Below are 12,887 nucleotides of genomic sequence, written 5' to 3'. Positions count from 1 at the left end.
TTTTGAGCAATGGCAATAATTAATTACCTATGACTCCTTCGATAATTGTTTTGCCACTATTAGAGTCGAAGAGAAATAATTTGTCTGCATCAAATTGAACTTTTAACAGATCGCCTTTACTTCCTTGCCAGTTAGGAGTTGCAATCAGATTGAGGTTTAGAGGACAGTGAGGCAAACTAGCTTTAATCAAAGTTTCTCTGCCCAAAGGTTCGATTAAGTCTACGATTAGAATAATCCCCGAGGAAGATTCTGGCGGCAATACGGTAATATGTTCTGGTCGAATGCCCAATTCGAAAGTCTGTTCCCTCAAGCTCTGTAGTCGATGAGCGATCGCTGAGTAAACTGGGATTTTTTGCTCTTGGAAACCGTTAGAGGATAATTCTCGATCCCTAGTAGCATTTGAGCGGCGATTGAGAATAATCAACTGATTATCTCGATAGGTTGCTGGCAAAATATTCATCGGTGGATTACCCAAAAAGCTAGCTACCATGCGATTGGCAGGATGAGCGTAAACTGCTTGAGGACTACCGATCTGCTGAATTTTACCGTTTTCTAATACTACAACGCGATCGGCTAGAGTCATAGCTTCTACCTGGTCGTGAGTGACATAGACTGTAGTAATGCCAACGCGATCGTGTAAGCGTTTTAATTCGGCTCTAGTATCGTCTCTTAATTGAGCATCTAGGTTAGATAGAGGTTCGTCTAGTAAAAATACTTGGGGTTGACGGGCGATCGCTCTACCCAATGCCACTCGCTGCTGTTGTCCCCCCGATAGTTGTTTGGGTTTGCGCTTGAGCAAATGTTCGATATTGAGCGTTTGCGCTACTTCTTCGATTCTGGTCGTGATTTTACTCTGGCTCTCATTACGCATCTTTAAACCAAAAGCGAGGTTTTCTGCTACGGTCAAATGGGGATAGAGGGCATAGTTTTGAAACACCATCGCTACATCTCGCTGTCTGGCAGGAACTTGGTTAACTAAGCGATCGCCAATATAGAGTTTGCCACTGGTAATCGATTCTAATCCCGCGATAGTTCTTAAAATAGTCGATTTACCACAGCCCGAAGGACCGACTAAAACCCAAAAAGCGCGATCTTCTATATCAAAAGTTATATCTTCGATCGCCGTTACATTTCCAAATTTACGAGTAATTCCTTGCAAGCTAACTTTTGCCATCTGCGATCTAACTTAGTTATCTATTTTCAGTTACTTATTATCGACGATCCCTACCTCCGGTACTCAAAACCGTAGCATCAAAAACTCGTGCCATTTAGATCGATAATTTACTTGCAGAGCAGAGCGATTTGCCGATTATTTGATTAAACTGAAGTTAGCTTGACGAGTATAGCAATCCATACCCTAAGCAGTAGCCTAATCGCGTCCAAAAAAACAAAAAACATTTTTTATTTCGCTCGTAATTTTCTCTCGATGAAAGACAAAATTAGTCAATCGCAACCGCTCTTACATCGTAGCTGGATACGTTTTTTACCTTATACAGCTTTGGGAGCTTTTTTAATTTCTGTTAAATCTGCTGCTAATTTGAGTTCTTTAATGACGATTTATTTGTCACTAATGGGAGTACAGCTAGGAGCAATCGCCATTTATTTTTTGCTCAATTGGACAAAAGAGCGTCAAAAATAAATTAGTTGACCACGTTTGACTCATCCCTCACCGAAAATAACTCTTTAAGAGTAAAGAGTTGGCTATCTTCTCTGCTTCCATCACCTTCTCTAATGATTTTGTACTCCTCATTAAATGTCAAAGTAATAGCGTACTGCTCCCGTGTCGCGATCGTTGTCAATATAAGCTAAGCCTTCTTTTAAGGCTCTTTGTAATAGTTTTTCAACTGTTTCTACGGAAAGTTCTGTAGCAATGATTGCTTGTCCGATTGATAGTACATTATTATGAGCCTCAGCAGCTTTGAGTAAAATTAACATGGGATCTGTTTCGGATTGGGCTTGTTGATCTGTAGTCGCAACGACATGCTGCTCGAGCATTGCTTTTTGGGTATTAACTAAATTTGTTAGCTCGTCGATTGCCGCGTGGTGTAAGAGATGGCGATTTCTTTCCGCGGTCATCCCAGGTATCAAAAATAAGTCGATAAATTGACCGAAGCCGAATAAACCAAAAGTAAACAGATATAGTAAACCACTAACAATTTTTCCCAGATAAAAACGATGAATTCCACAAATTCCAAAACAGCCAAAAATCCAAAGAATATAAGCCGTTCCTATATTAAGCTTTTGTTGTCGATAATTCATTATTAAGCCGATACAATTTATCCTTAATCTTATTTATAGCTTGTTTAAATTTATTTAGTACGGTGGTTTTTGCTCTACGTCGCCCAAAATGTAGTATACTGTCTATAATACGAGCTTATTTTTAAAGTTATTTTAAAGTTAATAGTTTAGACTATATGGATTTTAATTATTTAATTAGTTAAATTTTAAGCTAAAAACAAAGAATTCAACCTAAATTTTGTAAAAAAAATTATTATTTAAATTTGTAATTAGCGCTCGATTTAAATAAATATTTACAACCCTAAAATTGTCTTGGCAATATTGAAGTAAATAAGTACCCCCAAGACATCGACGGCAGTAGTAATAAAAGGCGCAGACATCAAAGCGGGATCGAGACTGAGAGAACGAAATAAAAATGGTAAAGCCGAACCTGCTACCGAAGCTAGAAGAGCAATCGCGACTAAACTAGTGCCTACGGAGATCGCAACAGCTAGATCTCCCTGTAAAAAATACGCCCAAACAGTCGTTATGATTCCCAAAACTAGTCCTAGCAGTATTCCTGCTAAAGCTTCGCGGAAAACTACTTTTCCCGCTCCCATACCTCTAATTTCTTCCGTATTTAAACCGCGAATTACGACTGTAGAAGACTGGGCACCGACGTTACCACCAGTGCCTGTTAGTAAGGGAATAAAAGCAGCTAAAATTACTGCTTGTTGTAACAAACTTTCTTGAGAACGAATGATTGCTCCAGTAACCGTATTAGTAATTAACAAGACAAACAACCAAACCACGCGCCTGCGGGCTACAGTTAATAAATTAGTTTGAAAATAACTATCATCGTCTGACTGCAATCCACCCAGGGCATAAATGTCTTCTGTCGCTTCTTTTTCCAAGATATCGATCACATCGTCTACAGTAACCACTCCAACCAGGCGTTCTTCTTTGTCAACTACTGGCACTGCTAATAAATCGTAGCGTTGTATAGTTCGAGCCACATCTTCTCGGTCGGTATCGGTATAAACAAAGACCACATCGCGAGTCATGATTTCACCTAGCCTTTTTTCTGGGGAAGCCGTTACCAAATCCCGTAAAGAAACGATTCCCGTTAACCGCCGCAAGGCATCGGTAACATATAAATAGTAAACAACCTCTGAAGCATTAGCCAAACTGCGAATTCTCTCTATAGTTTGACTGACAGTTAAGTTTTCTTTTAAAGAAATATACTCAGGGGTCATAATGCGCCCCGCTCGATCCTCTTCATAGCCAAGTAGAATATTGGTAGCCTGTCTTTCTTGAGGACTGAGCTGTGCTAGGAGGCGACTGACAACCTTAGCTGGCAGTTCGTCGAACATTCTGGCGCGGTCATCTGGAGACATTTTATCGACCACATCTAACACTTCTTGACGCTTGAATTTTTGGATCAAAGCCTGTTGTACGTCAGAATTAAGGTATTCATATACTTGAATTGCTTCCGATTTAGACAATAAACGAAAAGCGATTACTTGCATCGATTCTGGCAAACCTTCGATCGCTTCAGCTATGTCTACAGGCTGTACGGGAACCAACAGGGCTTTTGCGCCCTCTAAATTGCCGCGATCGAGTAATAATTCTAACTGAGAACGAACTAACTGCCGTAGTTCGTTATGTTTGACTCCATTTGCTGTCATAGATTTATCCCAATAATATCTATATTGTGGTCAGAATTTTAACTTTCTCAAATTTGCCTCTAGACATATAAAAGTTATGGGTATTATACATTTTTGTATTTTTTAACATTGTTTTCCATCTTCCTATTCTTCGTTTCAATCTTGCTGTGTTAACCTACTAGAAAAAGAGATTTGTTCGGTAAGCGTGTTTGCCCTGAGGTGTCATGACTTTTAGGCTATTAATAGATTGGCAAGCTAGTTTCCGCAATACATATCTCGAAGCAATTAGATCCAAGGAGACAATCGATGTCAATCTACGTTGGAAATCTTTCTTATCAAGTTACCAAGGAAGATCTCACTAGTGTATTTGCGGAATACGGAACTGTAACTCGTGTTGCTCTACCTTCCGATCGCGAAACTGGTCGTCCACGAGGCTTTGGTTTTGTCGAAATGAGCAGTGAAGAGGAAGAAGCTCAGGCAATTGAAAGTTTGGATGGTGCAGAATGGATGGGAAGAGAATTAAAGGTAAACAAAGCTAGACCCCGGGAAAATAACAAAGGCGGCGGCAGTGGTAACTATCGCGGTAGCAACAGCTTTTCTCGCAATTATTAAACTAATAAACAAGACGATCGATTTGTAATAGTTTATTTAACAATCACCTATATTCTCTATCGATAATTCAACAATTTTAGCGATAAATCGGCGAGCGGTCTAACTCTATCGTTGATTTTTAGGGCTCTCAAGTGTTTTTTTGACTGACTTTGCCTCCTCATATCCATTGTTTGACCATTCCTAAAGAGGGGGATAAGTTTTTCTTTCTTGTAGTAGCAACAGACAGGCGGACTAGCTGTTGGTGTAAACGAGGAATTGAAGCATGAGTTAGTTGGGATAGGGAAACTATTCCCGAATGAAGTACCAGTCCACAGTATTGGCAATTAATGCTAGGTACCCGAGCTAAATCTGCCAAAGCTAGCCATTTGTTGACAGATTCTAGTCTTAACTTCAAACTATTGGCTAAATTTTGCCTGTCTCGAAAGGTAGCAGCTCGTTCGATTAGTTCTTTAGAACTTACGATACCATAAGATTTAAGCAATTCAATTTCTGTGGGTTTTAATCCTGGTAATTCCTCAATCCCACAATAGTAAGGCTGCATAAAGAACGAAAATTGAGCGAGAAACCGTAAACGATGACTAGCGATCGCCAGATAAATCTCTTTCTATTAAAACATAGAAGACAAAAATTAGCAGAGGCGGTTAAAGCTCCAATTATTCTGTGGTCTGGTAGTTCTATTGGACGTAATTTTCCCGCTAATACTTTTCCCTTTCGGTGTAGCAGCCACTTTCTCTACTTTACTGGCTTACCCTTAGAAAATGCGGCAATTAGGATTATTGACGGTAAATTCGAGCTATTTATCGAAGAGCCACCGCCTCAAGCAACTCTCTGGCAAGGAGCAGTGCCGACACGAGAACAAGTTGCTACTATTATTGATGCAGATGATGCCTACCCCTTATCGGAGTTACCCTCAAAAGCAGCCAATGCTGCTACAGTCGCAGTACAGGATTTAGCCACCTATCAGCAGCAGTGTCGGGTCTTAAATCGAATCGTTCCCAGTGGTAAAGAATTGACAGGAAGCGAACAGCCCAAAGGCGATCGCGATTTGGCTTACGCCATCGTAAAATTACGACTACAACACGATGAACTAGCAGTACGAGAATTACGCAAGGCTACTGCTGTAACGATAAAAGCCCATCAGGCGGGTATGAAGGCAACGTTGACTGCTAAAACCGAAGCGGAAATACGCGCAGCAATGGAAGGTATCATTATCGCTCATAACTTGAGTTGTGCCTATAATAGTATAGTTACCGTACACGGAGAAGTACTGCACGACCAGACTTATAATAATGACCTAGAGCCTGGAAATTTGTTACTTGCCGATGTGGGTGCCGAAACTGCTGGGGGTTGGGCTAGCGATATTACTCGTACTTGGGCGGTTTCTGGTAAATTTTCCCCCACTCAAGCAGATATCTATGAAATAGTTTTAGCTGCCCACGATCGCTGCATTGCTAACATGCAACCTGGGGTTGAATATCGTGAAATTCACTTACTGGCAGCAACTACAATAGCAGAGGGGTTAGTAGATATCGGTATTTTGCGGGGAAATCCTGAAAATTTGGTGGATCTAGACGCTCATGCTTTGTTTTTCCCCCACGGTGTCGGACATCTACTCGGACTAGACGTTCACGATATGGAAGACTTAGGAGATCTAGCGGGATATGCGACGGGTAGAAAGAGAAGCGATCGCTTTGGTTTGGGCTATTTAAGATTAGATCGTCCTTTACAGACAGGAATGCTCGTCACCATCGAACCGGGTTTCTATCAAGTACCTGCAATTCTGAACGATTCTCGTTTTCGCGATCTGTATCGAGATGTAGTAAATTGGGAACGCTTGACCCAGTTTGCCGATGTTAGAGGGATTAGAATCGAAGACGATGTGTTGATAACCGCATCAGGAACGGAGGTGTTAACTGCCGATTTACCCACTAAAAGAGCGCAAATAGAACAATTAGTAATTAATGATTAGCCAATGTCAGCTATTGTCAGTCGAGAGAGAGAACTCAGTGATGTCATCAGTCAGAAGGTATTAATTACTCGATTTATCTAACGTCGGTTCGGGTTAAGATATTCAACGGGAAGAGAAGTGTTTTAGTCTATCTCGAACTCGGGTTATCTGAGTTATCTAAAGCTTTAATTTTTTCAATTACTCGAACGGAATCCATGGTTTCTAACAAATAATCCTCGACTCCGTTGTCAAAAAAATCTTGCCATTCTCTAGCAGTTAACTGAGAACACCATAAAAGCAATCTCAAGCGATCGCTTTGAGATTTTTGTTGGTTTTTATGATTTAATATTTCAATAATTTCGGCATTATTTTTATCTACAATTACTATTTTGGGGTCTAATAATTCAGTTTGATTTACAGCTGTATCCCCATCGAATAGCCAAACTACCTTAAAACCAATTACCGTAAGTAAGTTACAAATAAAAGTAGCATTGGATTCATTTTCTGTGATTAACACAACTCGATCGCCTTCGGGGAAATGATGACATGTAGATTTCGAGCGAACTTTCCTCAGCTGCTGTAAATTTCTGTCTGGTAAATAAACAGTAAATATCGAGCCTTTCTTAGGTTTAGATCGCACTTCTATAGTGCCACTATGCAGCTCGATCAGTTGTTTGGTTAAAGCCAAACCCAAACCAGTTCCACCATGAGTGCGCCGCCGAAAATCTTCTAATTGTTTGAATTTTTCGAACAATAAGGGAATTTCTCGTTCGGCAATACCTATTCCAGTATCTTCAATTTGAAAAATCACTCGTTCGGTTTCGCGCCAAATTCTTAAAGTTACCTTACCTCCAGAATTAGTAAATTTAATGCCATTATCAATTAAGTTGAGTAAGATTTCTGAGAGTTTTTTTCCATCGCCGTTGAATAAATCTTGTTGGGCATCAATGTTTTTTAGCTCCAAGCACAGTTCGATTTGCTTTTCTCGAGCATTTTGTTCTAGGGTTTGCAATACTTTATTCGCCAAATTACTAAGAGAAATTTGCTCGATATTTAATAAATAATTACCAGATTCTACTTCTGAAAAATCTAAAATACTGTCAATCAACGCGAGTAAATGCTTGCCGCTTTCGTTAATAATTTTTAGATATTGCTGTTGTTTTTCTACAGCTAAGGGAACGCGATCTCTTGCCGATGATGACTGTAGCAAAGTGCTAGATAAACCAATTACCCTAGTTAGGGGAGTACGTAGTTCGTGACTCATGCTGCCGAGAAATTCGTGTTTGGTTCTAGCAGCAGTCTGTGCGGCAATAAGAGCATTCTTAATCTGCTGTTCTTGAATCTTAACTCGTCTTTCGAGGAATCCTTTTTGCTGTTTGAGCATTTGATATGATTGACTGTGTTCCACGGCAACTGCTAATTGCTGGCTCAGATGACGCAAAAATTTAATTTCATCGCCCCGCCACTCTCTAGGTAAAAAGCATTGATGGGCGATCGCCAAACCCCATAATTTACCCTGTACGTTAATTGGGATGACAACTTCAGCCTTTACCTGCAGTTTCTGCATTAAAGATTGCAGACAAGTAGATAGATGAGAACGATCTACATCATTAATAATTAGACTAAAACCCTGATGATATTTATGCCTACACTGCTCGGAACTGCGAAAACAACTTTCTTCTTGAAAATATAAAGTAGACAAAATATCTTGTCTGGATTTAGCTTCATAAGTTACGACATCAACAAGCTGATTCGGTTGGCAATTAGTATAGTATGAATCGAAAGAAACGTTTAGCTGGTAAATTAGCAAACGGTCTAGCTGTAGTAATTTACATCCATCTTCGATTGCCGTTTGAATAATTTGCCAGAGGTCAATACCTTTGGCGATTTGAAACTTGAGTCGAGTGAGCAACTGCTGTTGCTCTGTTTGACGATATAATAATTCTTCCATTGGATGTGTGCTATGAAAAACAAGTCGCTATCGTTGTCGTCTTCGCTAGTTAATTAATCAATTGTTTTTGTTGAGTAGCAAACTCTTATAAACAATCGGGATTGCCATCGGGTTTATTTGTTACATTTTTTTGTAAATCTTGAATGACAGTAAAATTCGATCGATTAAATTCATCTAATTTTTGTACATATGCCATTATTTTTTTGCCAGGATCGAGCAATTTTTGTTAGGTATTTGTTACTAAGTAATTTAAATTCACTGCAGAATAAGACAAAAAAGTCTGCAGTCATTAATAGACAAAACTTTTGTGTCTTAGATTGTCTATTTAAATTGGCTTTTCTATACTGTTGAATCGAACCAGATCCTCTTACTTCTATATTTAATCTTGTGTCTTCTAAAATTGCTTCTGCTGTTTTATACCATAACGAATATAGCGGTACAAAGACTCGTTCGTTAATAGCTCGTTCGACCACTAAAGAAAACTGAATTAGACACACAAAATTTTATTAAGGATTACATGACTCGTTTACTATTATCTAGCTTCTCTTATTTTTATTCGTCTATAGGGATCCGTAATTATTTCTCAAGATTAGATTAAAAACGATATACAAAAGTTTAATTACCGATTGAGACTAAAAATTAATTATGCACAAATTAGCTACAATTCCTGGCGGTTGGAATCCTAATGTCGAAGGTGTTGTATTTGTCGAACAGAATCCCGCACCAATTGTATTTATTACTGCGGCAGATAGCGATATTCAAACCCTCGCCCATTCGCTTCCCGAGTTACTCGCAGAACCAGATTTTCCTCAAATTAGAGTAGTCAATCTGTTAAATTTACAGCAACAATTAAGTATCGATGCTTATGTTGATACTGTACTATCAAAAGCTCGGATAATTATCTTACGTCTTTTGGGTGGAAGCAGTTATTGGTCTTATGGTCTAGAAGCGATTAAAGAAACAGCCAAGCTTCATAATATTGTTTTATTTGTGCTACCGGGTGATGACACTCCCGATCTCGATTTAATCGATCATTCTACTGTAAGTTTGCCGGCGGTCAATCGACTATGGCGTTATTTTGTCGAAGGCGGCAAGCAAAATTATCTTAACGGACTAAAATTTGCTAGCGATCTAGGTTTAAATACTAACTACAATCCTTCCCAACCAAAACCCGTACCCAATATCGGTCTATACGATTTGGAGCGTTGCGATCGTCATCTAGGATTTACTTCAGCGATCGCCATACTATTTTATCGCTCCCATTATTTAGCCGGCAATACTTTACCCATAGACTACTTGAATCGAGCTTTAATAGCCAGAAATATCCAGCCAATACCGATATTTATTACCTCGTTGCGAAAACCAGAACTTCAGTCCGAATTACTAACGCTACTACAACAAAGAGCGGTTGAAGTATTGCTCAATACTACCAGTTTTTCTCTAGCCAAAATAAGCGATCGCCTGGGAGTAAAGTTTTGGCAAGAACTAGATCTACCAGTTCTACAGGCTATTCTTAGCGGCAGTAGTAAAGAACAATGGCAATCGAGTTGGCAGGGGTTGACTCCTAGAGATGTAGCGATGAATGTGGCTCTTCCCGAAGTTGACGGTAGAATCATTACCCGCGCTATCTCTTTTAAATCGGTACAAACTTGGAACCAAGAATTAGAGACTAATGTAATCGTCTATCAACCAGAAAGCGATCGCGTTGAATATGTCGCCGAACTTGCCGCCAACTGGGTTAAACTCCGACAAACTCCCAACCGAGATAAAAAAATTGCGATAATTTTAGCTAACTATCCCAACAAAGATGGCAGAATCGCTAACGGAGTCGGTTTGGATACTCCTGCAAGCTGCATTAAAATTTTACAGGCATTAAGGGAAGCCGGATACTTGGTCGAGGATCTTCCCAGTACGGGAGAAGAATTAATCCGACGTTTGACGGCAAATATTACCAACGATCCTGAAAGCAGAAAACGTCCCGTGCCGCAATTTTTGTCTGTAGCAGAATACGAGCAATATTTTCAAAGTTTACCCCCCCAAGTACGGCAAGCAATTGGCGATCGCTGGGGAAAAATTGAAAATTGCCAGACTATCACCCAATCGACAATTCCAATTCCCGGTCTTCAGCTAGGAAATATTTTTGTCGGTATTCAACCATCGAGGGGATACGATCGCGATCCCAGTTTAAACTATCACGCCCCAGACCTAGAACCAACCCACGAATATTTAGCTTACTATTACTGGTTGCGAACCAAATTTCAGGTTCGAGCCATAGTACATTTAGGCAAACACGGTAACTTGGAATGGCTGCCGGGAAAAAGCCTGACTTTATCCGCCAACTGCTATCCAGAAATTGCCCTACAAACTATCCCTAATATTTATCCTTTTATCGTCAACGATCCTGGAGAAGGTTCTCAAGCCAAAAGGCGATCGCAAGCGGTAATTATCGATCATCTTACCCCACCGTTGACCCGCGCCGAACTCTACGGCAGTTTGGTCAAACTCGAAGCTTTAATCGATGAATATTATGAGGCTCAAAGTCTCGACCCCTCACGCTTGAGCGCGATTGGCGATCGCATTACTAACTTAGTTCGAGAAGAACACCTCGACCGCGATTTGGGGATCGAACCGACTAATAGTAAATCCATTATCGAATTCCTTAGCGTTGCCGACGGCTATCTTTGCGAATTAAAAGAAGCCCAAATTAGAGACGGCTTGCATATTTTCGGGCAATGTCCTCAAGGAACTCAACTGAGGGATTTAACTGTAGCGATCGCCCGTTCTCCCCGTTTTAACCGCCTCGGACTTACTCAAGCTCTAGCCAAAGACTTAAACTTAGACCTCGATCCTCTCGTAGATCTAGAAGCAACCCCGAGCGACTCTTCTCAAACCATCGCAACTTTAAGCTCTCTGTTGACATTATTTCAACTCGAGCCACTAGCTAACATCCGCAACACCTCTGACATCATCGCAACTTTAGAACAAATCGCCACCGAACTAGTAGCACAAATTATCGCTGCTACTCCACTCCCAATTACAGCATCTCAATTTCCCCATACTCATCGACAACTGCAATGGATCGCCGATAACTTACTGCCCAATTTGAGGCAAAGCGATCGCGAAATTGTTAACTTAATTAGAGCGTTAGATGGCAAATATATTCCTAGTGGCGCGTCGGGTGCTCCCACTAGAGGTAGACCAGAAGTCTTACCTACAGGACGCAACTTTTATTCGGTAGATATCCGCAGTATTCCGACCGAAACTGCTTGGGATGTGGGACGCAAAGCCGCCGAAGCCGTTATCGAACGCTACACCCAAGAACATGGAGAATACCCCCAAACTCTAGCTATTTCTATCTGGGGAACTTCCACCATGCGTACTGGGGGTGACGATATCGCTCAGGTTATGGCTTTAATGGGAGTCCAGCCAGTCTGGGATGGAATGTCTCGCCGAGTGGTAGACTTCGAGATTCTCGATGAATCGATTCTCCAACGTCCTCGAGTTGATGTTACCGTTCGAGTGTCGGGCTTTTTTCGCGACTCTTTTCCCAACTTAATTAATTTACTGAATAATATCGTTCGGGCGATCGCCAAGTTACCAGAATCGCCAGCAATCAATCCTCTGGCAGAACGGGTCGAAAATGAAACTCGGCTTTGGCAACAACAGGGATTGGAAGAAAATATGGCATTTACTAAAGCTAGCTATCGCATCTTCGGCTCTAAACCAGGTGCTTATGGCGCTGGTTTACAAGGTTTAATTGAGGCGCAAAATTGGCAAAATGAAAAGGATCTCGCTCGTGCTTACCTCAGCTGGAGTGCTTACGCCTATGATGGCAGTGGCAAAGGTTATGCCACACCAGAGTCTTTCAAGCGGAGACTCAAACAACTACAGGTAGTTTTGCACAATCAGGATAACCGAGAACACGATTTATTAGACTCTGACGACTACTATCAATTTCAAGGGGGAATAACTGCAGCGGTACGTAGTTTAACTGGTAAAAATCCCGAAGTTTATTTCGGCGACAATTCAATCCCTGCCAACCCTAGAGTTAGAAAGCTAAGCGAAGAAATAGCCAGAGTATATCGCTCTCGCGTTATCAACCCTAAATGGATTAAAGGAGTAATGCGTCACGGTTATAAAGGTGCCTTTGAAATGTCGGCAACCGTTGACTACCTATTTGCTTACGATGCTACTACTAAATGCGTACCAGACCACATGTATGAAGGTATTGCCGAGGCTTATGTTTTAGATGAAGCAGTCCAGCAGTTCGTTCGCGATAACAATCCTTGGGCATTGAGAGATATGGCAGAGAGATTGCTAGAAGCCAATCAACGCCGAATGTGGGACAATGCTAACTTACAAAAACTCGAAAAGTTAAAAGCTGTGGTCAACAGTGCAGAAGGAATTATTGAAGAAATTTAAAACTTTAGATAAACAAATATTATCTATTACAAATTCTTATCACATTTAGTGTATTTTCAAAAACAATTTT

Annotated in this window: 9 protein-coding genes; 4 read left to right on the top strand and 5 right to left on the bottom strand. The window is 40.6% G+C overall.

Annotated features, from left to right (window positions below; translation table 11 throughout):
• Window positions 1-19: 19 nt before the first annotated feature.
• Window positions 20-1,174 (bottom strand): ABC transporter ATP-binding protein, encoded by a 1,155-nt coding sequence (locus ACLFKQ_RS09915; RefSeq protein ID WP_448999664.1) that lies wholly within the window; start codon window positions 1,172-1,174, stop codon window positions 20-22.
• A 252-nt stretch (window positions 1,175-1,426) separates the two neighbouring features.
• Between ACLFKQ_RS09915 and ACLFKQ_RS09910 the strand changes: the two genes are divergently transcribed.
• Entirely contained in the window at window positions 1,427-1,639 is a 213-nt protein-coding gene (locus ACLFKQ_RS09910) for a hypothetical protein (protein WP_448999663.1), read from the top strand.
• A gap of 110 nt (window positions 1,640-1,749) precedes the next feature.
• Here the strand turns inward: ACLFKQ_RS09910 and ACLFKQ_RS09905 are convergent, their stop codons facing one another.
• Window positions 1,750-2,259 carry an NINE protein gene (locus ACLFKQ_RS09905; protein ID WP_448999662.1) on the bottom strand — a complete coding sequence of 170 codons (510 nt, stop codon included), beginning with the start codon at window positions 2,257-2,259 and terminating at the stop codon, window positions 1,750-1,752.
• A gap of 272 nt (window positions 2,260-2,531) precedes the next feature.
• Entirely contained in the window at window positions 2,532-3,905 is a 1,374-nt protein-coding gene (gene mgtE, locus ACLFKQ_RS09900; RefSeq protein ID WP_448999661.1) for a magnesium transporter, read from the bottom strand.
• A gap of 285 nt (window positions 3,906-4,190) precedes the next feature.
• On the opposite strand from mgtE, the gene ACLFKQ_RS09895 reads away from it, so the two are divergent.
• Window positions 4,191-4,496, top strand: a complete 306-nt coding sequence (locus tag ACLFKQ_RS09895) for an RNA recognition motif domain-containing protein (protein ID WP_448999660.1) — start codon at window positions 4,191-4,193, stop codon at window positions 4,494-4,496.
• A 157-nt stretch (window positions 4,497-4,653) separates the two neighbouring features.
• On the opposite strand, the gene ACLFKQ_RS09890 is transcribed toward ACLFKQ_RS09895, so the two are convergent.
• Window positions 4,654-5,037 (bottom strand): DUF4332 domain-containing protein, encoded by a 384-nt coding sequence (locus tag ACLFKQ_RS09890; RefSeq protein ID WP_448999659.1) that lies wholly within the window; start codon window positions 5,035-5,037, stop codon window positions 4,654-4,656.
• A 33-nt stretch (window positions 5,038-5,070) separates the two neighbouring features.
• Between ACLFKQ_RS09890 and ACLFKQ_RS09885 the strand changes: the two genes are divergently transcribed.
• Window positions 5,071-6,465 carry an aminopeptidase P family protein gene (locus tag ACLFKQ_RS09885; protein ID WP_448999658.1) on the top strand — a complete coding sequence of 465 codons (1,395 nt, stop codon included), beginning with the start codon at window positions 5,071-5,073 and terminating at the stop codon, window positions 6,463-6,465.
• Between the two features lie 127 nt (window positions 6,466-6,592).
• Here ACLFKQ_RS09885 and ACLFKQ_RS09880 read toward each other — a convergent pair whose 3' ends face one another.
• On the bottom strand, window positions 6,593-8,395 hold the full coding sequence (locus ACLFKQ_RS09880) for an ATP-binding protein (protein WP_448999657.1): 1,803 nt from the start codon (window positions 8,393-8,395) through the stop codon (window positions 6,593-6,595).
• Between the two features lie 645 nt (window positions 8,396-9,040).
• On the opposite strand from ACLFKQ_RS09880, the gene cobN reads away from it, so the two are divergent.
• Window positions 9,041-12,817, top strand: a complete 3,777-nt coding sequence (gene cobN / locus ACLFKQ_RS09875; RefSeq protein ID WP_448999656.1) for a cobaltochelatase subunit CobN — start codon at window positions 9,041-9,043, stop codon at window positions 12,815-12,817.
• Window positions 12,818-12,887: the final 70 nt, after the last annotated feature.

The sequence above is a fragment of the Myxosarcina sp. GI1(2024) genome, from assembly GCF_053543375.1.
This window is presented reverse-complemented; position numbering and strand designations above follow the sequence as displayed.

Coding starts and splice junctions, on each gene's coding strand:
- cobN (WP_448999656.1), top strand. CDS start 9,041: ATGCACAAATTAGCTACAATTCCTGGCGGTTGGAATCCTAATGTCGAA.
- ACLFKQ_RS09915 (WP_448999664.1), bottom strand. CDS start 1,174: ATGGCAAAAGTTAGCTTGCAAGGAATTACTCGTAAATTTGGAAATGTA.
- ACLFKQ_RS09905 (WP_448999662.1), bottom strand. CDS start 2,259: ATGAATTATCGACAACAAAAGCTTAATATAGGAACGGCTTATATTCTT.
- ACLFKQ_RS09910 (WP_448999663.1), top strand. CDS start 1,427: ATGAAAGACAAAATTAGTCAATCGCAACCGCTCTTACATCGTAGCTGG.
- ACLFKQ_RS09895 (WP_448999660.1), top strand. CDS start 4,191: ATGTCAATCTACGTTGGAAATCTTTCTTATCAAGTTACCAAGGAAGAT.
- ACLFKQ_RS09885 (WP_448999658.1), top strand. CDS start 5,071: ATGACTAGCGATCGCCAGATAAATCTCTTTCTATTAAAACATAGAAGA.
- ACLFKQ_RS09890 (WP_448999659.1), bottom strand. CDS start 5,037: ATGCAGCCTTACTATTGTGGGATTGAGGAATTACCAGGATTAAAACCC.
- mgtE (WP_448999661.1), bottom strand. CDS start 3,905: ATGACAGCAAATGGAGTCAAACATAACGAACTACGGCAGTTAGTTCGT.
- ACLFKQ_RS09880 (WP_448999657.1), bottom strand. CDS start 8,395: ATGGAAGAATTATTATATCGTCAAACAGAGCAACAGCAGTTGCTCACT.